18 protein-coding genes are annotated in these 20686 nt (G+C 66.1%); 5 read left to right on the top strand and 13 right to left on the bottom strand.

Translation table 11 applies throughout. The features are described 5' to 3' along the window. Positions 1-28: 28 nt before the first annotated feature. Genes CH251_RS11245 through CH251_RS11280 form a run of 8 tightly spaced genes read right to left on the bottom strand, consistent with a single transcriptional unit; the run spans position 29 to position 8854 of the window. Positions 29-1015, bottom strand: coding sequence for a glycoside hydrolase family 16 protein (locus tag CH251_RS11245; RefSeq protein WP_256978971.1), 987 nt, complete (start codon positions 1013-1015; stop codon positions 29-31). Beyond that, complete coding sequence (locus CH251_RS11250; protein ID WP_094613281.1) at positions 1012-1722, bottom strand: DUF998 domain-containing protein; 711 nt, start codon at positions 1720-1722, stop codon at positions 1012-1014. The genes CH251_RS11245 and CH251_RS11250 overlap by 4 nt, the downstream gene beginning before the upstream one ends. Further along, positions 1719-2999, bottom strand: a complete 1281-nt coding sequence (locus tag CH251_RS11255; protein ID WP_094613282.1) for a hypothetical protein — start codon at positions 2997-2999, stop codon at positions 1719-1721. The genes CH251_RS11250 and CH251_RS11255 overlap by 4 nt, the downstream gene beginning before the upstream one ends. After that, complete coding sequence (locus CH251_RS11260) at positions 2996-4678, bottom strand: lipopolysaccharide biosynthesis protein (RefSeq protein ID WP_179273445.1); 1683 nt, start codon at positions 4676-4678, stop codon at positions 2996-2998. Before CH251_RS11260 ends, CH251_RS11255 begins: the two co-directional genes overlap by 4 nt. Beyond that, positions 4675-6447, bottom strand: a complete 1773-nt coding sequence (locus CH251_RS11265; protein WP_256978972.1) for an alpha/beta fold hydrolase — start codon at positions 6445-6447, stop codon at positions 4675-4677. The genes CH251_RS11260 and CH251_RS11265 overlap by 4 nt, the downstream gene beginning before the upstream one ends. 43 nt (positions 6448-6490) lie before the next feature. After that, positions 6491-7438 (bottom strand): amino acid--[acyl-carrier-protein] ligase, encoded by a 948-nt coding sequence (locus CH251_RS11270; protein WP_094613283.1) that lies wholly within the window; start codon positions 7436-7438, stop codon positions 6491-6493. After that, positions 7438-8592, bottom strand: a complete 1155-nt coding sequence (locus CH251_RS11275) for an acyl-CoA dehydrogenase family protein (RefSeq protein ID WP_094613284.1) — start codon at positions 8590-8592, stop codon at positions 7438-7440. Before CH251_RS11275 ends, CH251_RS11270 begins: the two co-directional genes overlap by 1 nt. Before the next feature lie 4 nt (positions 8593-8596). Further along, positions 8597-8854: an acyl carrier protein gene (locus CH251_RS11280; protein WP_032396368.1), complete on the bottom strand. Its 258-nt coding sequence runs from the start codon at positions 8852-8854 to the stop codon at positions 8597-8599. 268 nt (positions 8855-9122) lie between these two features. Here CH251_RS11280 and CH251_RS11285 point away from each other — a divergent pair, with 268 nt between their 5' ends. Further along, a complete protein-coding gene (locus CH251_RS11285) occupies positions 9123-10544 on the top strand; it encodes a hypothetical protein (RefSeq protein WP_143537836.1) in 1422 nt (473 codons plus the stop codon). A gap of 175 nt (positions 10545-10719) precedes the next feature. Beyond that, positions 10720-12639 carry an Hsp70 family protein gene (locus CH251_RS11290; RefSeq protein WP_094613356.1) on the top strand — a complete coding sequence of 640 codons (1920 nt, stop codon included), beginning with the start codon at positions 10720-10722 and terminating at the stop codon, positions 12637-12639. Positions 12640-12645: 6 nt separating this feature from the next. On the opposite strand, the gene CH251_RS11295 is transcribed toward CH251_RS11290, so the two are convergent. After that, the gene (locus CH251_RS11295) at positions 12646-13170 is read right to left on the bottom strand and encodes an Lrp/AsnC family transcriptional regulator (protein ID WP_179273446.1); all 525 of its coding nucleotides are present in this window, start codon (positions 13168-13170) and stop codon (positions 12646-12648) included. 116 nt (positions 13171-13286) lie between these two features. Between CH251_RS11295 and ald the strand changes: the two genes are divergently transcribed. Then, positions 13287-14369 carry an alanine dehydrogenase gene (gene ald / locus CH251_RS11300; protein ID WP_094613287.1) on the top strand — a complete coding sequence of 361 codons (1083 nt, stop codon included), beginning with the start codon at positions 13287-13289 and terminating at the stop codon, positions 14367-14369. Between the two features lie 140 nt (positions 14370-14509). Here ald and CH251_RS11305 read toward each other — a convergent pair whose 3' ends face one another. Together CH251_RS11305 and CH251_RS11310 are read right to left on the bottom strand one after the other, a co-directional pair. Beyond that, positions 14510-15868: a YibE/F family protein gene (locus tag CH251_RS11305; RefSeq protein WP_094613288.1), complete on the bottom strand. Its 1359-nt coding sequence runs from the start codon at positions 15866-15868 to the stop codon at positions 14510-14512. 214 nt (positions 15869-16082) lie between these two features. Next, positions 16083-17333 (bottom strand): pyridoxal phosphate-dependent aminotransferase, encoded by a 1251-nt coding sequence (locus CH251_RS11310; protein ID WP_032396087.1) that lies wholly within the window; start codon positions 17331-17333, stop codon positions 16083-16085. 102 nt (positions 17334-17435) lie between these two features. Here CH251_RS11310 and CH251_RS11315 point away from each other — a divergent pair, with 102 nt between their 5' ends. Next, entirely contained in the window at positions 17436-18140 is a 705-nt protein-coding gene (locus CH251_RS11315; RefSeq protein WP_094613289.1) for an SOS response-associated peptidase, read from the top strand. 7 nt (positions 18141-18147) lie between these two features. Here the strand turns inward: CH251_RS11315 and CH251_RS11320 are convergent, their stop codons facing one another. Continuing rightward, the gene (locus CH251_RS11320) at positions 18148-18375 is read right to left on the bottom strand and encodes a DUF3263 domain-containing protein (protein WP_032396086.1); all 228 of its coding nucleotides are present in this window, start codon (positions 18373-18375) and stop codon (positions 18148-18150) included. A gap of 101 nt (positions 18376-18476) precedes the next feature. On the opposite strand from CH251_RS11320, the gene CH251_RS11325 reads away from it, so the two are divergent. Next, a complete protein-coding gene (locus tag CH251_RS11325; RefSeq protein ID WP_094613357.1) occupies positions 18477-20390 on the top strand; it encodes a prolyl oligopeptidase family serine peptidase in 1914 nt (637 codons plus the stop codon). Here the strand turns inward: CH251_RS11325 and CH251_RS11330 are convergent. Then, positions 20383-20652, bottom strand: coding sequence for a hypothetical protein (locus tag CH251_RS11330; RefSeq protein WP_094613290.1), 270 nt, complete (start codon positions 20650-20652; stop codon positions 20383-20385). The two genes, CH251_RS11325 and CH251_RS11330, sit on opposite strands and share 8 nt — an antisense overlap. Positions 20653-20686: the final 34 nt, after the last annotated feature.

The following is a 20686-nucleotide window of genomic DNA, read 5'->3' on the forward strand; positions in this document are numbered from 1 at the left end:
GACACGTACGGGCAGATACAGCGGAGTCTCAGTCGGCGCGATACCGCACCCAGTCGACCGTCATGGTTGCCGGGAACGGCGTGGAGTTGTCGGTGGGGCCGGGCCAGTCGCCGGCAACTGCGACGTTGAACAGCAGGAAGAACGGCTTGTCGAAGACCCAGTAGTCGTCGCCGCCGATCAGGTCGTCCGGCGTGACGGTGGCCAAGGTGGTGTCGTCGATGCCGGTGGTCACGCGACCCGGCGAACGCTCGACCCAGTAGGTGTGGAAGTTCTCGGACAGCGGCTCCGGCGGAATGCCGCCTGCGTCCACCTTCTGGCTCGTCAACGAATCGGGCTGCGGGGCATGGATTCCGGTGTGGTACTGGTCGGCCTGGTTCAGCGTCTCCATGATGTCGATCTCGCCGGACAGCGGCCAGCCGACGGAGTCCAGGTCGGTACCGAGCATCCAGAACGCCGGATGCAGTCCGGCTCCTGCGGGCATCTTGATCCGAGCTTCGATGCGGCCGTAGGTGAACTCGAACTTGTCCTTGGTGGTGACTCGGGCCGAGGTGTAGCCGTCACCGTTGCGCATGGCCTTGATGACCATGTTGCCGTCACCGTCGAGGGACGAGTTCTCGGTCGAGTCGGTGTAGTCCTGCTTCTCGTCGTTTCCCCATCCGGTCCGACCGACATCGTGACTCCACCGGTCGTTCGCCATCGCGTCGCCCGCCGTCCCCGAGAAGTCGTCGTAGACGGTGAATCCGGGCTTGGCGGCTGCAGTGTTGGACGCCGACGTCGTCGACCTCGCGTCGACGGTGCCCTGAGCGGTGGAATCGGGATCGATGTCGCCTCCGTCCGAGCGTTGAGACAGCCCGTACACGGTGCCGGTGATGACCAGACCGAGCACGATCAGGAACGCCAGTACGGACGGCCATCGCCGTCGAGGCGGCTCGACGATGAGTCCGGTTCCGGGAAGCCGCGAAACCTCGACGGTCCCAGCTCCGGACTCTCGGCTCGATGCGGCGTGACGACTCACGCCGTCTCGTCGCTGGTCTTCGGTACCCGCGTCGCCTTGAACTGCGACACCGACAGTACGACTATGCCCACGAGGAGCGCATAGGTGGCGATGCGTTCCATGGAGCCGATACCGAGTCCGAATTCGTGACCGCTCATGTAGGCGAAGTAACCGGCCAGGCCGACGGCACCGAGCGCGGTGACCACGATGCGGATGGGGCGTCGCAGGCTTCGGTGCCCGCCCGCGATGACGAGGCCGAAGTTTCCGAAGACGAAGAACGCGGTGGCGCCGAACGAGTGGATCGGGTAGTTCACGCCCTGGTTGACCACGCCCGCGGTGATGGCACCGGCACCGGCGACGACGAAGAACGAGGCAGCTCTGCCGTCGATTCTGCGGACGATGTACCAGGATCCGCCCACGGCGGCGATCGCCACACCGAACAACACCATCGACGCGTTGAGCAGAACGTAGAGCTGGCTGCACGGCCAGTTGCCGGTGGGCCCGCAGAACGGGATGCCGAGCTCGCTGATGTAGTTGTTCCGGTAGCTGTAAAGCCCCCGCCACGTGGCCGAGACGATGTACTCGACGAGGACGAACTGCACCACCGACAACCCGGCCCAACGAGCGACATGGGCGACGAAGCCCGATCGCACCGGTGCAGGCGCGCCGGTGCTCGACGCCGGCCGGTTCGCTTCGGGTTTCGTGGGGCGTTTCGCTTCGGTGGTCATGCAGTCTTCTCCTGAGGGGCGAGCAATGCGAGGGGGTCTGCCGCTACGAGATCGAGTGCGGCCTGCACGGTGTGGCTGTCGAAAACATTGTCGTGGAACGACGCAGAGACGAAGACGACCGAACCGATGGTCTCCATCGTGATCATCACCGACTCCGGTCGACCAGGATCGGCGATCACGAAGAAGGCGCGGTCGGCGGGCTCGGCCAACCAGGAGACCGGCTCCAGCTGCCTGACTCTACCGACATCGGAGTACATGAGCTTGACCTTGGGTCGGACCGGTACGCGGTCGTCGAACACACCGGACACGGCCCGGTGCTCTCGCTTGTACTTGATGGTGCTGATCGTCGCCGACGCGATGGGACGGCCCTTGGCGATGGCACCGGCCAGTGCGTCGTGCACGTTCCCGGCCGAGGTGGGATCGAGGTCGGTGAAGCCGATCCCGGCCGCGAAGTTGCCGAGCACCACGGACGACGGCGGAAGGTATCGCCTGCAGTCGAACAGGAAGGCGGCAGAACGATCGAGGGGGAACGACGTGCGGGCGAACGCCGAGGCCACCGCAGCGCACATCACCGCGCTGACGCTTGCGCCGGGCAGATGGGATTCCCGCCACCGCCGGATCGCGTCGGTGGTACCGAGCCGGGTCACCGCGGTGGCCACCGCGGCCGAGGGTGCCCACGGCCGAAATGCCGTCGGCGATGGGGTGTCGGGTGCGGCGGCCGAGGTGGTGGACTCGGGGTTCGAGCCGGGGCGTACGCGGTCGTAGATCGTGTCGACGACTTTCCTGGGATTGCGAACGACCCAGCGCAGCAGGGCTTTTCGAAGAGGGTGACCGTCGACGGCACTGGCTGCCCACGCCGGAAGCGGTGCGTCGGGACGTGCGTCGGCCAGGTACGCGAACAGGTCGACCGGCAACAGAGCGTCGCCGAGACCGTGATTGAGATCGAGGAACAGGTAGCGACCGGCCAGACGCATCCGAAGAGGAATTCCAGGCGCGGAGGCGTGCGAGAACTCGGTGAGTTCCTTGGCCAACTGCTCGTGACCTACGGCCGGTCCCTCGGTGATGTGCTCGAGCACCCGGTCCGGCTCGTACACCCAGCCCGTCGAAGACTGGTCGGCGCGCAGGCCGAGCCGCGTCGCCGGACCGATCGAGGCGAGTGCGAGTACGCGACTCTGCACTCGGGCGAGATCGCCGAAGTCCGCGGGTCCGAGCACGGTCACGATGCGCGAATCGGACCGCAGCATGTCCAACGAACTGGCGCGATAGGTCTGAGTCATGGTGCCGTCCTGTGTTGAGCATGGACCGGAATACGGCGCGGTGACGGTTCGTCGAGCGGCGGCGGACCGTCCTGTGGGTCGCGGCGAGGCGGTTCACGGTGGCGGGGCTCGGCGTGGCGGGGCTCTCGATGACGCGATCGCGGAGGACGGGCGTCGCTGTCGTCGATCGGCCCGCGGGGTCCGGGGGAGCCCGACGGGTCCTGGTCGTCACCGGACTCGCCGTTGCTGCCTGCGGACAGCTCACGAATCCACCGCACGAGCGGCACGATCAGCACGACGGCACCGAACGCCTCGGCTGCGAGGTACGCCCAGCCGACGGCCGCGATGCCCATCGACGACGACAGAGCCACCGAGCCGCCGATGATGATCGAGGTGGCCACCACCTGCACGATCACGGCCAGTCGCATGCGTCGACGGACCCGAGCCAAACCGTCGTACAGGGAACCGACGACGGAGAGCGGGATGGTCAGCGCGGCCAACTGCACGATAATGGTGCCCTGATCGCGGTAGCCCTGGCCGATGAGTCCCAGACCGAACGGCGCAATGAATGCCAGGAAGATCGACCCACCCAACGCGACGATGCACACGAGGGTCATGAACCGCTTCGTCAGGCGATGGAACTGTGCGGGGTGGGCGGCGACCTCGGCCACGTACGGTCCGATCAACACACTGATCAGGATGTACAGCGCGCTGACGATCGACCACGTGAGAGAGAAGTAGGCGTTCTCCTCGGCACCGAGGGTGGCGACGACGATCATGGGCACGAGCAGCGGAGCGAGGGAGCCGAGCGCGGTGATGCCGTACGCCGAGCCGAAGTAGGCCCACATCTCGCGCCTGGGCGGCAGGTCCGGCTTGCCTGCGTACCGCTGTTCGGTTCGGACGTTCTTCATGATCGCGCGCAGGACGAATACCGACGCCACGATCGCGGGGACTGCCCAGGCCGAGATGATCGAGGTACTGCGCTCGGTGGAGAAGAGCGCCAACAGCAACACGAACTTGAGGATGGCGTGAAAGACGTTCTTGGCGGCCGCCCAGCGTGCGACGCCGAGGCCGGACGAGGTTTGATCCTGCAGCGCGAACACCGCAAGCACGGCGACGAAGAACGGGAACGACACGATTTCGGCGGTGTTGGTGAACATCTCGTCCACCGGCGCAACGAGCAGGAAGCCGCCGCCGAGCACGAACGCGAATGCAGTGACGGTGAGGTAGCCGCGCACGATGAACGACTTGGCCAGCCGGCCCGAGATCGGGAGGAAACGCTCGTACATCGAACCGAGGCTCAGATTGGACAGCGTCGAGAGCATCACCGCCGAGGTGATGACCGCCGACGCGCTGCCCACCTCGGCCACGGGATAGAGACGACCGGCCGCAGCCCAGAAGAGCAAGCCGAGTGCTCCGGTGATGGCCGTCGAGAGCATCAGGGCCATCGAATTGAGCGCGAGGTTGCGATCGGAGGCCTTCGAGCCCGGTCCGCTCTCGGGTTCCGGTCGTTCGGCGACGGCGGCGATCGGAGACACGTCGACCGAGTGCACGGCATCGTGCCGGGGCACGGTCGGCACCGGCATCGTCGGGCTGTTCATCAGACCCAGGTCGAACCGAGCCGGTTCTACCGGATACCACCGCAGTTGATCGAGCTGTTCGTGCTTGGGCGGCAGGATCCTGGGAGCGCGGTGCTTCACAATCGAACCTTCCCCACCGGTGCGGGAGGCGACGGTGCGGCGATCTCGATGTCGAAGGCAGCGGAGGCGGCCGTCACCAGTTCGGCTCGCACGGTCTCTCGCAGATCGCGACCGTAGAGCGAATGATCACCGGAGTCGAAGGAGGTGACGGTTGGCACGGACGATCGGCGTCGGAGCCGGCGCATTCCCTCCGGGCCCCGATTGGTCTCGAACCAGACGGTATCGCTGGGGGAGAGCAGAACTCGCGTCTGCACCTGACGGTCGCTGAGAATGCGCAGCGAGATCTCGGGGACCTGGATCAAGCCGCGCCGCCCGAGCCAGATCCACAGCGCATACGGAATTCGCGGCTGCAGCGCATTCTTGGTCCGCACACCCCAGTTGTGCAGACGGTCGAGTGTGCGGGCCTTCAGTCCCGTCTCCTCGATGTGCATCGAGGAACGCTTGACGAATTCGAGACGGCGAGTGGTCCAGTCCAGGGTGTTGAGCAGTACGGCAGCACGAACCCCCAGTTCCCGGGCGGCGAAGCTGGAATACCATGAGCCCGAGCACATTCCGGCCACCAGGACGTTGTCCGGGGTGGTGCCGGACTGCCGGACAGCGGTGAGTGCGTCCTCGTTGCCCTCGTCGCTGTAGAGCCGGGTCAACTCCCCATCGGACACGATGCCGCTCTCGCCGGTGCCGCGTCGATCGAAACGCACCGTGGCGACTCCGAATCGAGGCAGGAGCCGGGCCAGCTCCACCCACATGCGGACCGGGCCGACGCGGTGCTCGTTGGCGGTGGGGTACAGCACCACGGTCGGTCCGCCTGCCCGGCATCGATCCGAGGTGGACCGAATCGCGAAAAGCTGCTGTGCGCCCAGGTATTCGATGCTCTCGTGGATTCCGTCGACCACGAACGCCGAGCGGCGCTGCAACTCGATGTCGCTCGTGGGCTCGACGGGGAACTTCGACGCCGTCCACGTCGCGAGGTAGGCGATGTCGGACGTCGGGATGATGACCTCGAAATCGCTCGGCTCGAGAAAATCGTCGTGAGCGGTCAATGTATGTTCCTGAGCCGAGAGAGTCTCGACGAGCTTGCGCACCGGCTTCGTATCGCCTCGCTCGGCGCGTGTGGCGACAAGCACCGGCGCATCGGTTTTCGCCTTCGCGGCGTCGAGTGCGGAGAAGTCCGCGGCCGAATCGGAATGCAGCACAGCGCCGATGATCGACACCCTGGGATCGGTGTCGGAGTCGGTGGTGACGCTCACCGAGTACAGCGCGCGCTGCTCGTGCAGATACGACCGTCCCTTGACGACCGGATCCCACAGCGTCAACGCGGCGAGTGGTCCGCACTCGGCGGCGACCGAACACGCCAACAAGGCACCGACGCGCAGACCGACGAGGCCGACCTCGCGCACCCCGCAGCCGCGAACGTACTCGACGGCCTCGACGATGCTCTGCCGCCAGTGCTCGACTGCGCCTGGCTGATCCTGGTCACCCCACGAATCGCCGGTACCGCGGTAGTCGAACCGCAGCACCAGAAGTCCCTGCGCGCAGAGCTTCTGGGCGAGCAGGGTCATACCGCGATACGAATCGACCTGCTCCTTGCCGAGCGGCGGGCACAGGACGACACCGCCGCGCGCCGTACCGCCGGACGGCACGTGGACGGTGCCGAACAGCGGCGAGGCGGACGGGCCGAACCACGTCGGATACTTGCCGCCCGCCGTACGCGAAGAGGACTCGGCGGGAACTGAGCCGATGCGCCGGGGAGCGGTGCGGGAACTGTTCACAGATTTGGTCCTTCGTGTACGTACACGGGTGAAGCGGTATCGATCAGTTGCGCAGTGCGGCAGGCCAGCCCGATCGATCGAGTCCGTGGGTGCGGAGCATCGCCAGTGCGATGCGTTCCATGCCGAAACCGACGCACGCGCTGTGGGCGGGTTCGCCGTCGACGGTCTCGATGCCGAAGGTGTGCCCGAAGTGATCACGGTGGCAGTTGCACGAGACGACCGCGGTGCCCTCGTCGAGATCTCCGTAGAGCTTGACGACCAGCTCGGTCTTGAGGTTCTCGTTGCGCTGGTTCGCCGCGAGCATGCGTCCGGCGCGACCGAAGAAGGGATCGTTGGCGATGACCGCCTCGGCCTCCAGCCCCAGATCTGCCAGCACTTCGAGGCCACGCGGTACCCAGCGTTCGCGGTGTGCGATCGCGTCGTCGGGGGTGCCGACTCGAACGAACTCGTGCATCCGAAATGCCTGCATCCGAGCCGGATCCACTGCGGGCTCGTGCCGGAAGCAGTAGCCGTAGATGTCCATCAGCGTGCCCTCGTCGGGCAGCGTGCCGGTGAGCATCGAGTACGACGGATGGCACGCAGCCGAGACCAGCATGGTGCCCGCGGACTGGAGGAAATGATCCCAGTCCTTGCCGTCGGAGCGCTCGGCCAACAGTTCCGCGTGCGCCTTGTTGTCGCCCTCGAACGTGTTGATGGCACCGGTGAGGTTGGGGAACGACGCGATGTAGTCGGTGCGCTCGAACGCTTCCCGCGGGAAGACCGGAGCGAATCGGAACCTGGTGGCCTGACGGCCGTGTTCGGCCACCCCGGCCTCGGTGACTCGGGCGTCGACGAACTCGATGATGTCCTCGAATTCGCCACTGCGCCCGTACAATCCGGGAATCGAGCTGGGAACCAGCAAGCCGGCGTCGATGAGCTCGGCGCGGAAAGCTGCTCGGGCGGAGTCGAGTTCGCTGATCGCTGTTTCCGGTGCGGAGTGCGTGGTAGTCATCACTTGCCCTTGTAGACGAGGGAGAGCTGGGCGTTGTGCCCCAGAATGCGTTCGTTGCTGACCATGATCGCGGACCCGTGTGCATCACGAAGATGACGGCCGATGCTCATCTCGCCGCCCTGTCGGTAGCCGGAGATCCCGCAGATCTGCAGAGCCTTGCCGACGATGTCGATGACGAGCGTCGACGCGGTGACCTTCACGTTGTTGATCTTGAGCGCGAATCCGATGGCTCCGAGCTCGGCGGGGCTGTCGGCGACCGCCTCGAACTTGGCCGCGGCACCGAACACCGTGTCCACCAACTGCTCGTGCACCACCATCAACTCCGCGAGACGCAGCGCGCTCGGCGGCGGCGTTCCCGGAGTCTTGCGTGCGGCCTTCTGTACCGACTTGCGGGCCTTGGTGACCGCAGCGTCGGCGATGCCGAGCCACGCAGATCCCCACAGCACGTGCGCCACCGGAAGCATGGTCTGAGCGGAGATGTCGCCGTAGTTGTCGCCCAGGATGTTCGACGTCGTCGTGCGCGCATCCAGCATGAAGCCCGGACTGCAGGTGCCACGGAAGCCGAGGGTGTCCCAGGTGCCGGTCTTGACCAGCGTCACGTCGGGCTTCTCGCACACCACGAGCACCTGATCGCTCGGCGGGCTGTCGACGCTGCGCCGCGCCGTCGCGAGCACGATCTGTGCGTACTCGCCGTAGGAGATGACCGGTGCGTTCTTGCTGAGCGTGATCTGCTCGCCGTCGTACTCCACCGCACAGCTGCTCGAGCGGACGTCGCCGCCGATGTTGATCTCGGTAGTGGCCGACGCCACCAGTATGCGATCGGTCACAATGCGACGTTGCAGGTCTGCCATGGCGTCGGACTTGCCGTGGCGGACGATGCTGAGCACCTGCGACTGGTGCATCACGAAGATCATCGCCGTCGATGCGCACTCGGCACCGAGGGCACGCGAGATCCGCGCTATGTCGGTCAGTGTTGCCCCGCCTCCGCCGAACTCCCGCGGAATTCCGACCCCGAGCAGGCCGGCGTCGCGCAGTGCATCCACCGATTCGGTGGGAAAACGGGCATCGCGGTCGACCTCGTCGGCATGGGTCCGCAGTACGGCCAGCACGTCGGTGATCGACTGGTCGATCGAGCTCTCGTAGACGGTGGTCATGGGCTCAGTCCGTCAGCTGGGCGATGGCCGCGGCGATCGCGTTGATACTGCCGAACGTCGACTTCTGCAGCATGGTGTCGGGGAATTCGACGTCGAACTCGTCCTCGAGCGCGATCATCACGTTGACGCTGGCGTGCGAGGTGAGGCCGCTGTCGTACAGGTCGGCGGCTTCGTCGATGCCCTCCACGGGGACCGGCAGCTTTCCGAATTTCTCCAGAACGGTTCGCACGCGAACCACGTCGTGAGCATTGAGCGTCTGCATCGAAACCTCCACCGATCGCGTTAACCACGAGACCGGACGGCCTCGTCGTCGACTCAGGGTCGGCTGGCTGTGCGCCTTTTCGACCCAAAGTCTCCCCAGACCCCTCCAAACAATATCGTAGATTGTTTAGTAGCGTTACCGGGATGCCCGCATCGGGCTCGAAGGCCGCCGTACACTTCGAGTGGAGCGGGGGCTCGTACGGGTGCCGGATCCGGCGTCGAAACACAATCTGCGAAGGACTGTCTGATCGATGGGTGGAGTCTGCGGGGTGTCAGTGGGTACCGGTGCCGTGCGCATCGCGTACACCGCCGACGGCCGCCGCGTCGAGGACTCCATCGACGCAGAGGGCGCACACGACCTGCTGCCGGGCAAGCTCGTCGACCTCGGGCCGTTCGAGGACATCGTGCTCGCCGGATGGGACACCGCAGCCGTGACGGCGCTGCTGGAGACCCTCGGCGACGGCACCGTGCCGAAAGCCCGCATGGTCGAGGAGTCCCGCGCCCTGCTCGCCTACGCCCGCACCGTTCCGGAACTGGCCGATCAGGACTACGTCCTGGTCGTCGACCTGGGCAAGAAGGGACTCTCGGCCACCGCACTCGACGTCGCAGGCGAGTACGTCGAGTGGACCGCACGCACCGTCGACATCAGCGGCGATCGCTTCGACGAAGTGGTCCGGAGCATCGTGATGGCGAAGGGGATTCTGCCTGCTCCGGTCGGACCCGAGGGTGATCAGGAGTACCAGGCCTTCTTCCGCGAACTCAAGGAGCTGGTGAGCTCGTCGGTCGGAGTCAGGGCACCCAACCGCGGCCCGATGTTGCTCAGCCGAAAGGAGTTCGAGCGAGAGATCACTCCGCTGGTCTCCGACGCTCTGGACTGGGCCTCCAAGCAGGCACCCGACGCGGTACTGCTGATCGGCGGCGGTGCGGGCATTCCTGCGGTGCGCACCATCATCGAGGACAAGTGGAACGTTCCCGTCCACGTGCCCGACGCGCCTGCGATGGCCATCGCCAAAGGCGCGGCACTCGACGAAAGACCCGCCCGAGCCTCGCTCGACGCCGATGTGGGGATCATCACCGTCCCGGACGATGCGTCGGAACTGCTCGATGCGCCCGAGGTGCTCGCAGCTCCCGACACACTCGATGCACCGGAGACAACCGGCCTGGATACCGTCGACGGGTGGATGGTCGAGGGCCTGACCGTCGACCAACTCGCGACCGAGGATCTGACGATCCCGTCGACCACCTTCGAGACCGACCTCGCCGAACCCGCACTCCTGCAGCCCGAGGTGCTCGAACCCGAGGCCCTCGAGCCCTCGGTGCTCGAGCCCGCTGTACCCGAGCCAGGCGTCGTTGCCGAGCCGGTTCGTCGCGGCCGACGCACCTGGTCGATTCGTGATGCGTCCGTGCTCGTCGCAGTGAGCCTGCTGATCGTCGCGGTGGTGGGACTGGTGTTCACCCGGGGAGACACGCCGCCGCCCACACCGCTGATCGACCAGCAGGTTCCAGTCGATTCCACCTTCGCCGCGGCGCTTTCTGCTGCCGCGGGTCCCGCCGACGAGGCCGCTCCTGATCCCGTCGAGCTGCCCGTCCTCGGGCCCGCTCGACTGACCGACGCGGACCTGTACGAGCGTGCGTTCAGCTACGACGGCGAAATGTACCAACCGGTCGTCGATCCGGAGCTGCCGGAATAGACCGGCGATCCGGTTCGTGCGGGCAGGGCGGGGAGCACGCCCGGTTCCGTCGTGCCCGGGTGCGCCCAGCTCCGGGGCGCGCGCCCCGCCTGTTCGGCCGAAGCGGTAGCCTGGCGCTCTGGACGAGCTGTACCGCGTCCGAGAAACATTGCCGACCGAAGTGAGGCCGAACACCGTGACTGTGCTGCTTGGGGTGTCCATGGGGACCCGAGCCGTGCGCACGGCGCAGCCTAGAGCCGAGCAGTTCGGGGCACCCGTTGCCGACCCTTCCGGCCTGGTCAGCGATATCGACCGGCCTCTGTTCTTCCGCAACGAACTCATCGACAGCGTCGGTGGAGACCTTCCGCATCTGGCCGCCGAATCGATCGGTGCCGCAGCCGAAACCGAGCCCGAACTCGCCACCGGCGTCGCCTACCGCGACCCTCGCCAGGTCGACGCCCTGCACGCTGCCCTCACCGGTGCACACCTGCACAACTATCACCTGGTCCACGAGGTGGAAGCTGTCGTCGAGTACCTGGCAGCGACGGGTGAAGCCCGCAACTGCAGTTCCGTCGCCCTGTTCGACCTCGGAAGCTCCGGACTGACCGTCAGCGTCGTGGACCTGGTTCAGCGCACCGTCATCGCCTCGCAGCGATCCGGTGAGTACAGCGGAGATCTGATCGACGCCTACGTCCGCAACAATCAGCTCCAACGCCTCGGCAAGCAGTCGACCGACCCCGACATGGCGCTGTTCGAGAAGCGCTGCCGAATCGCCAAGGAACGTCTGTCCACTCAGGATGCGGTGTGTCTGCCGGATGCGAGCGGGATGATCCTGCTCTCCCGTGAGAACTTCGAGCTGCTCATCACCGACTTGCTCGACGAGGCCATCGAGTTCGCGCGCGAGGTGATGATCGGGGCCAACGTTCCCATCGACGCCGTCGTGTTGATCGGCGGCGGCGCGCGCATGCCGATCGTGCAGAAGCGCGTCGGACCGCTGCTCGAACTGCCGTCGATCGTGCCGACCGAGCCCGAGACCGTCGCGGCACGTGGAGCTGCACTGACTGCACGGCCGCATTCGCGCACGCGAACCGGAACGCAACGGTCGCCGGATGCTCGTCGGCCGGTGGAGTCCGCCGCGGTGTCGCAGGTGCGCTCGGAACCGGCTCCGGTGCCGCCTCCTCTGACCGCTCCGGTCCGACCGGTTCCGGCTCGCGCCGATTCTCAGCACGCCGCGCCGCCCGTACCTGCGTCCGCGCCCACAGCGGCGCGTCCTGTCCCCGCCCGTCCCTGGATCGCGGCGGCACCGATCAGCGAGGGTTCGAAGTCTCAGGACACGATGTCCGAGGCAACGGTGTCCGAGGTGCCGGTCTCCGAGGTGCAGGCCGAGCCCACCGGGACGGCGGAAGGTTTCGCGTCCTCCAGGTTCACCGACTCCTCCGAGTCCGTTGCAGCCGATTCGGTTTCGGACACGTCACCGGTAGTGGAAGATGTTCTCGACGACCACGTGCAGGGGGTGCGGGTCGACGGGGAGGTCGTTGCGTTGAGCACGAACACGGGGGATTCGTCTGCCGAGGGCACTGCTGACCGGTCCGAGGCAGTCGACGACGGCAAGCCGGTTCCGTTCCAGCTGAAGAACGTCTACTGGCTCGACGCCGATTACGACGACGACGACGGCGAGGACGATCGCACCCGAGCTCGTCGTAGGCTCCGCACCGGCGGCGTGCTTGCGCTCGGTCTTGCCGTGGTGGTAGCCGTATCCGGGTTCATGCTCACCCAGCAGAACACACCGCAGGTGGTCGACACCTCGGTCAGTCGCACTCAGGCGGATGTTCCTGCGGTCACCACGACGGTGCCCACCTCCGTGGTGCCTGCTCCGGTGTTGCCGCCGCCCGCACCGGCACCGGAGACCACGGTCGAACCGACCACGGTGCCGCCGGAGACCGAGGTCTACCAGGAGCCGTGGACTCCGGAGCCGACGACGACCACGGCCGAGCCCGCACCTCCGCCGCCCGTCGAGTCCGTTCCTCCGACAACGCAGCAGCCGCCGCCACTTATCCCGGGATTCCCGGACTTCACGTTGCCCGGGTTCCCGCCGATCGCGCCTCCCGCTCCCTGATCGAACTCACTTGTCCGCGTGTGTGTTTCGCGGTCGGATGTGCTCGAAGATCAGGATGGTCTCGGTGGCGGCCACAGCGGGGTCGGCACTGAGATTCTCGACGACGAAGTCACGAAGAGTGGCGGTGTCGACGGTTGCCACATGCACCAGGAAGTCGTCCGCACCGGCAATGAAGTAGATGTTCAGCGTCTCCTTCCGCGAGGCGATCTTCGATCCGAATTCGCTGATGCGCCGTCGAGCATCTGCTTGCAGCCGAACCGAGATCATGGCCTGGATGCCCTGGCCGAGAGCCTCGGGGTCGATGTCGGCGTGGAAGCCACGGATGACGCCGCGTTCGACGAGGGCACGAACACGGGCCAGTGCGGTGGACGGGGCGACACCGGCCGCGGCAGCGAGTGCGTTGTTGGGCGTGCGGGCGTCGCGGCGGAGCTCGTCGAGCAGGATGTGGTCGATTCGGTCCAGGGGGACCGGCCGAACATCGTTCGGCTGCGCACCCTCTCCGGCCCCCTCGAATGAACTATTGCTTGCCATTTCTCGACTGTACAGAATTATATTCACATCCGTTGCGTCGATTCCGTAGATAATTCATAGTTGGCCTACACGGATGGGGCCTCGGCTCCACGTCACCCACCACCGAGGAGGCCGCCATGAAGATCGGAATTCCACGCGAGATCAAGAACCACGAATACCGGGTGGCCATCACCCCGGCAGGCGTGCACGAACTGGTCTCGCGAGGACACGAAGTGATCATCGAGACCGAGGCAGGGGCCGGATCGTCGTTCACCGACACCGACTACAAGGCCGCCGGCGCACAGATCCTCACCGATGTCGCCGAGGTGTGGGAGACGGCCGATCTGCTGCTCAAGGTCAAAGAGCCTATCGCCGAGGAGTATTCGCGTCTGCGCAAGGGGCAGGTGCTGTTCACCTACCTGCACCTGGCCGCATCCAAGGAATGCACCGATGCGCTCCTGGAGTCGGGTACCACGGCCATCGCCTACGAAACCGTCACTGCGGCAGACGGTTCGCTCCCGCTGCTCGCACCGATGAGTGAAGTTGCCGGACGCCTCGCCCCACAGGCCGGTGCCTACCACCTGATGTCGAGCGAAGGTGGACGTGGAGTTCTCATGGGCGGAGTTCCCGGAGTGCGCCCCGCCAATGTCGTCGTCATCGGTGCCGGTGTTTCCGGAAAGAATGCCACCGCAATCGCTTTCGGCATGCACGCCGACGTCACCGTGCTCGATCTCGATGTGAAGGCGCTACGCGCCATCGACGATCAGTACCGCGGTGCCGTCAAGACGCTGGTGTCGAACGCGTACGAGCTCGAACAAGCCGTTCTCGCAGCGGATCTCGTCATCGGCGCTGTCCTGGTGCCCGGCGCGAAGGCACCGAAGCTCGTGTCCAACAGCCTGGTTCAGCGCATGAAGCCGGGTTCGGTTCTGGTCGACATCGCCATCGATCAGGGCGGCTGCTTCGAGGATTCGCACGCCACCACCCACGCCGATCCCACATACAAGGTGCACGAGTCGGTGTTCTACTGCGTCGCCAACATGCCCGGCGCTGTGCCGCGCACCTCCACCTACGCGCTCACCAACGCGACCCTGCCGTACGTCGTGGCCCTCGCCGACAAGGGTTGGGAAGCTGCATGCGAGGCGGACTCGGGTCTCAAAGCAGGCCTGAGCACGCACAACGGTGCCCTGCTCTCGGAGACCGTCGCGGCTGCATTCGCCTGAGGAGCGGCTGCGCCGCACGTGCACAGAAACTCGTAGCCCACTACGAATTTCTGCTCACATGGGTCGTTCCGCAGGCTCCACTCCTGCTCACATGGGTCGTTCCGCAGGCTCCACTCCTGCTCACATGCGGCGAAGCCGCTCTACGCACTGTGGCGGCCGGAGCGCCGGGTCTTGCGGGTAGGTACCGCGGCCCGGCGCTCTGCTCGGTTCGAGGTTCCTGCGACGGTGATCGGCCGCGCCAGCAGCACGGCGATCGCCGTGGTCAGTGGAACCGACAACGCCAACGCCACACCGCCCACCGCCGAGCGGACGATCTCGATGGCCACCGAATCGCCGGTGAGCACGTCCTGGATGGACCGGTCGGCGACGCTGAAGAGCAGCAGCAGCGGCAGCGCGCCACCGGCGTAGGCGAGCACGAGCGTGTAGACCGTGCTGGCGATGTGGTCACGCCCCACCCGCATCGTGGCGGTGAAGATCTCGCGGCGCGATGCCGTCTCGTCCACCGAGGCGAGCTCGAAGGCGGCCGACGCCTGCGTGATCGTCACGTCGTTGAGTACTCCGAGCGAGCCGATGATGAAGCCGGCCAACAGCAGGCCGGTGACGCTGACGTTGCCGATATACGTCTGCACGGCGGTGTTCTGTTCCTCGGACAACCCGGTCAGGTGGGTCATGCGAATGGCGACGTAGGACAGCACCGCCGCCACCGCCATCGAGGTGAGAGTGCCCAGCAGCGCCGAGCTGGTGCGCAGATTCACCCCGTGCGCCAGATACAGCACGGCGTAGAGGATGATCGCTCCGGCGACGAGGGCGACCGGAATGGCGGGTGCACCGTCGAGCAGAGCGGGCAGCATGAACACCACCAGCACGGCGAACGCGATGAGCAGGCCCACCAGTGCGCGGAATCCCCGCCAGCGGGCGACGACGCAGATGACCACGGCGAACACACCGACGATCAGCGCCAGCGGCAGCCCGCGGGAGTAGTCGTTGAAGGAGTAGCGGACTCCACCGGCGGGGTCGGTCTGCACGACCAGCCGGATGTCCTCACCGGCGCTCAGAGTCGGTTGGCCGGGCCCCGGCGCGATCTCGAGTACCGTTCGCTTGCCTGCGTCCTCACCGGTGGTGATGTCGACGATGCTGCGCTGACATTCGTACGAGTCGTTGACCGCAGGCGTGGGGTCGCCGGTGAACGCTCGGCCTGCGTCGGGACTTCCGCAGGGTCCGATGCTCTGCGAGGTGATGGTGCCGGCCTCGGTGGACACCGCACCTCCGCCGGAGGTCTGGAACGGCAGCGGGATATCGATGCTCTGCTGGCTCGGCCACAGAGCGATGGCGCCGCCGATCACGGCGATGGCTATGGCGACCAGCAGTCCGACGACGACCTTGGCCGCCACCGGTCCCAACGGCACCGGTGCGTCACTGTGGCCGTGCCCGTGACCGTGACCCACATGAGATCCGAGGCTCGGCTTACTGCCTTCGGAAGGATTGCCGTGTGATTCCACGATGCCAGGCTAGTGGCCGATGCGAGGAGCTCGGTGGCGGGGAGCAGGGGGGGCGTCCCCCGCCACCACCTGACCGACCCGGGGGGGAGGGGTACGACCAGGGCTCGCGGGCACCGAAGTGCCGTCCGCCAATGTACAGATCATTCGTCGTTCAGGCGTGATCGCCCCGATGTTTTGTGCATCACTTTCAACTACTTTTCGGTAACTTCGCGTCTCACTGCTTGTACGACGCGAGGAAGTTGCCGAACCTCTCGATCGCCACGGCCAGATCTCGTGCCCACGGCAACGTCACGATGCGCACGTGATCGTGGCCGGGCCAGTTGAATCCGGTGCCCTGAACCACCAGGATCTTCTCCTGCAGCAGCAGATCCTGGACGAGCTTCTCGTCGTCGTAGATCTCGTGCACTTCGGGATCGAGTCGCGGGAACGCGTACAGCGCACCCCGCGGCTTGACGCACGAGACGCCGTGAATCGCGTTGAGCTTCTCCCACGCGACGTCGCGCTGCTCGAGCAGACGGCCGCCCGGCAGGATCAGATCCTCGATACTCTGATATCCGCCCAGTGCGACCTGAATGGCATGTTGCGCAGGCACATTGGGGCACAGTCGCGTCGACGCGAGAAGGTCGATGCCCTCGATGAAACCTGCGGCGTGCGCCTTCGGTCCGGTGATCGCGAGCCATCCGGCGCGGTAACCGGCCACCCGGTAGGCCTTGGACAGTCCGTTGTACGTCAGGCACAGCAAGTCGGGGGCCAGGCTCGCCAGCGAGGTGTGCTCTGCGTCGTCGTAGAGGATCCGGTCGTAGATCTCGTCGGCGAGCAACAGCAGCTGATGCTTGCGCGCCAGGTCGACGATGCCCTGCAGCACCTCCTTCGAGTACACCGCGCCCGTCGGGTTGTTGGGATTGATCACCAGCAGTGCGACGGTCTTCGGGGTGATCTTGGACTCGATGTCGGCCAGGTCGGGATTCCACCCGTTCTCCTCGTCGCACATGTAGTGCACGGCCTTGCCGCCGGACAGCGTCGTCATCGCCGTCCACAGCGGGTAGTCCGGTGCCGGGATCAGCACTTCGTCACCGTCGTCGAGCAACGCCTGCATCGTCATCGTGATGAGCTCGGACACCCCGTTGCCGAGGTAGATGTCGTCGACGTCGAGCTCGGGGAAGCCCGGTTCGAGTTCGTAGCGCGTCACGATGGCCCGGCGGGCCGACAGGATGCCCTTGGACTCCGAGTACCCCTGGGCCACCGGCAGCGCCGCGATCATGTCCCGCACGATCACGTCGGGAGCTTCGAAGCCGAACGGTGCCGGATTGCCGATGTTGAGTTTGAGAATGCGGTGCCCCTCGGCCTCGAGGCGGGCGGCGTGGGCGTGTACCGGTCCGCGGATCTCGTACAGCACGTTCTGCAGCTTGGTCGACTGCTGCAACGTGCGGTAACGCGGCTGGGAGTGGATCTGCGGAGTGGTCACCCGTCACATCGTGCCAGGTGGGCAGTATCGGTTTCCACAAGGTTGTTTCGGGCGGGGTTGTTTTGCGCGGGTTGTCGGTGCCGGGTGGAACAATCTCGTTCCATGTGCGGACGGTATGCCAGTACCCGGAGTGACAGCGACCTGCAGGCGGTGTTCGACATCGCCGAGACCGTCGGTGCGGAGGTGCCGCCGTCCTACAACGTGGCCCCCACACAGACGGTGCGGACGGTGCTCGAACGGCCGCCGAAGGACGAACCCGAGGCCGACGCCGTGCGGCAACTGCGGTCGGTGCGCTGGGGCCTGATCCCGTCGTGGGCAAAGGACGCGAAAATCGGTTCCCGGCTGATCAACGCCAGGTCCGAGACCATCACCGAGAAGCCGTCGTTCAAGAAGGCGGCAAGCCGTCGGCGATGCATCGTCCCTGCCGACGGCTACTACGAGTGGGAGAAGCGCGACGGAGCGAAGGTGCCGTACTTCTTGCACCAGGACGGCGTGCTCGCGATGGCCGGGCTGTACGAGTTGTGGCGAGACCCCACCAAGGCCGAGGACGACGAGTCGCGCTGGGTCTGGTCGGTCACCGTGCTGACCTCGCCTGCCGCCGATGCGCTCGGACACATTCACGATCGCTCGCCCGTCGTGCTGCCGCCGGATCTGCGGGCGAGTTGGCTCGACCCTGCGGTGACGGACCTCGGTGAAGTTCGAGACCTGTTGGCCGCGATTCCCGAGCCACGGCTCGAGCCCTACGAGGTGAGCACCGCGGTGAACAGTGTGAAGAACAACAGCCCGGAGCTGTTGACGCCGGTGTAGCGGTGGTTCAGGCGAGTCGCAACCGGCAGATGTCGGCAATCGCGGCTCGCTCGTCCGGCGTCAGCTCCTCGGCGACGGGCGAATCGAGGATTCGACGCAATCGTTGGAAGTAGGTACGCGCGTCGACGCCGAATGCCACGTAGATGTCCTCGTCGCTGCCACCGCCGTACCCACGCCAGGTTCGGCCGAATGTCAGAATCTCGTGGTCCACCGAATGGGTAGTGGTCCGGCGCATGGTGTTCCCCCTAGTGCTACTTGACTCCTATTGTCCGGGTCACGGTTGAAGGGCCGGTGAACAACGCGTTACGTGCACGTCAGTTCACTAGGGTGGACGGCGTGACTGCCCTCGCGTTCGGATCCTGGCCCTCGCCCATCTCCGCGGCAGATCTGTCGTCGGCGGGCCACCCCGTCGAGGGCGGGTGCTTCGTCGGCAGCGAGATCTGGTGGTCGGAACTGCGGCCCGCCGAACAGGGCCGGACGGCCATCTGCCGCTATGTCGACGGAGAAGTGCAGCCCGTTCTGCCCGCACCGTTCAACGCCCGATCCCGCGTCCACGAATACGGCGGGGGAGCCTGGACCGCGACGGCAGACGGCGACCTGGTGTTCGCCGAGTTCTCCGATCAACGCGTCTACCGACTCACCCCCGGCGGGGCACCCGTACCACTGACTCCGAAACCGGCTGTGGCGTCGGCAATCCGGTACGGCGATCTCTCGGTGGTCGGCACCGACGTGATCGCAGTTCGCGAGATGCACGACGCGGGTGCGGTGTCACGAGACATCGTGGCCATCGATCTCGGCGGCGGCGGGGTGCGTTCGCTGGTGGCGGGCTCGGACTTCCTTGCGTTCCCGAGACTCTCACCCGACGGCACCCGCATCGCCTGGATCGCCTGGAACCACCCGCAGATGCCCTGGGACGGAACCGAATTACGTGTCGCGTCCCTCTCGGATCCCGGCGCATGGACGGTGCTGCTCGGCTCGACCGAGGAATCGGTGATGCAGCCGGAATGGATCGACAACGAATCGCTGTACGCGATCGGTGACCGAAGTGGTTGGTGGAACCTGTATTCGGTCACGCTCGACGGGTCGGTCACTCCGCTGCTGACGCTCGACGCCGACTTCGGGGCTCCGCTGTGGCGGCTGGGCTCGGGCTGGTACTCGATTTTGGGCGACGGGAAGCTGCTCACCGTGCGCACCGTCGGCACCGACACGCTTGCGGTGCTCGATCCGGCGTCCGGGGCGCTGGAGGACATTGCGCTCGACGGTGTGACCTCGGTGGGGCTCGGTGGGCGCTCCGGGTCGACGGTGCTCCTCAAGTGCGGCGGAGCTCGGGTGGCAGCCGGGTTGTTCGCCCTGGACCTGGAATCCGGCGAATTGACCTCGGTACGTTCGGGGTTCGAGTCGGTACCCGACAGCGCATACCTACCCGAGGGACGTCAGGTGACGTTCCAGGGGCCGAACCGTGAGGTGCACGCCATTGCCTACGCGCCGCGCAACCCGTCGTACGAGGGGTTGGACGGCGAACTCCCGCCGTACGTCGCGTTCGTGCACGGCGGCCCGACCGCGCACGTTGCCCCCGCTCTGAACCCGTTGTACGCCTACTTCACCAGCCGCGGTATCGGCGTCGTCGATGTGAACTACGGCGGGTCGAGTGGATACGGCCGCGAATACCGCAACCGGCTGCGCGGGCAGTGGGGAGTGGTCGACGTCGAGGACACCATCGCCGCGGTGCAGGGTCTGGCCGACAGCGGACTCGCCGACCCGCGCCGGTTGGCCATCGAGGGCGGCTCCGCAGGTGGGTGGACGGTATTGGCCGCGCTGACGTCCTCCGACGTGTTCGCTTGCGGCGCATCGTACTTCGGTGTCGCCGAGCTGGAGCTGTTCGTTGCCGAGACCCACGACTTCGAGTCGCGCTACATCGACGGACTCATCGGACCGTTGCCCGAGGCCATCGACCTGTACCGCACCCGTGCGCCGGTCAACAACGTCGACGGACTGTCGTGCCCGGTGCTGTTGTTGCAGGGGCTCGACGATCCGATCGTGCCGCCGTCACAGGCCGAGCGGTTCCGAGATGCCATGGTGAAGAAGGGAATTCCGCACGCCTACCTGGCCTATGCAGGGGAGTCGCACGGATTCCGCAAACTGGAAACTCAGGTGAACGCGCGAGAATCCGAACTGTCCTTCTACGGCCAGGTCATGGGCTTCACGCCGCCCGGAATTCCCGAGCTGAAGTTGTGGCGTCCCGCTAGCTGAGTGGTGGGTGCGCGCGCTTCGCTTCCAGAAACTCGAGGAGCGCGCTGGGAATGGCGCAATACTTGCTGTTGCCCTCGGACAACCTGCTGCCCACCTCGAACGCTGCCTTCGACGGGCCGTCGTTCTCGAGGATGAGTGCACAGAGGCGCTCGTCGGTGCGGCCGGATTCGCAACACTGCTCGACGTGCGCTCGATCGTCCGGCGACAGGGCCGTCCACCACTCGTCGTAGCGGCGAAAGAGCTTGTCCGCGTCGTCGGTCATGCCTGCTCCCTACTTGTCGGTACGCCTTCGAGTC

This window comes from Rhodococcus sp. 06-462-5 (genome assembly GCF_002258315.1).
Lineage (GTDB): Bacteria > Actinomycetota > Actinomycetes > Mycobacteriales > Mycobacteriaceae > Rhodococcoides.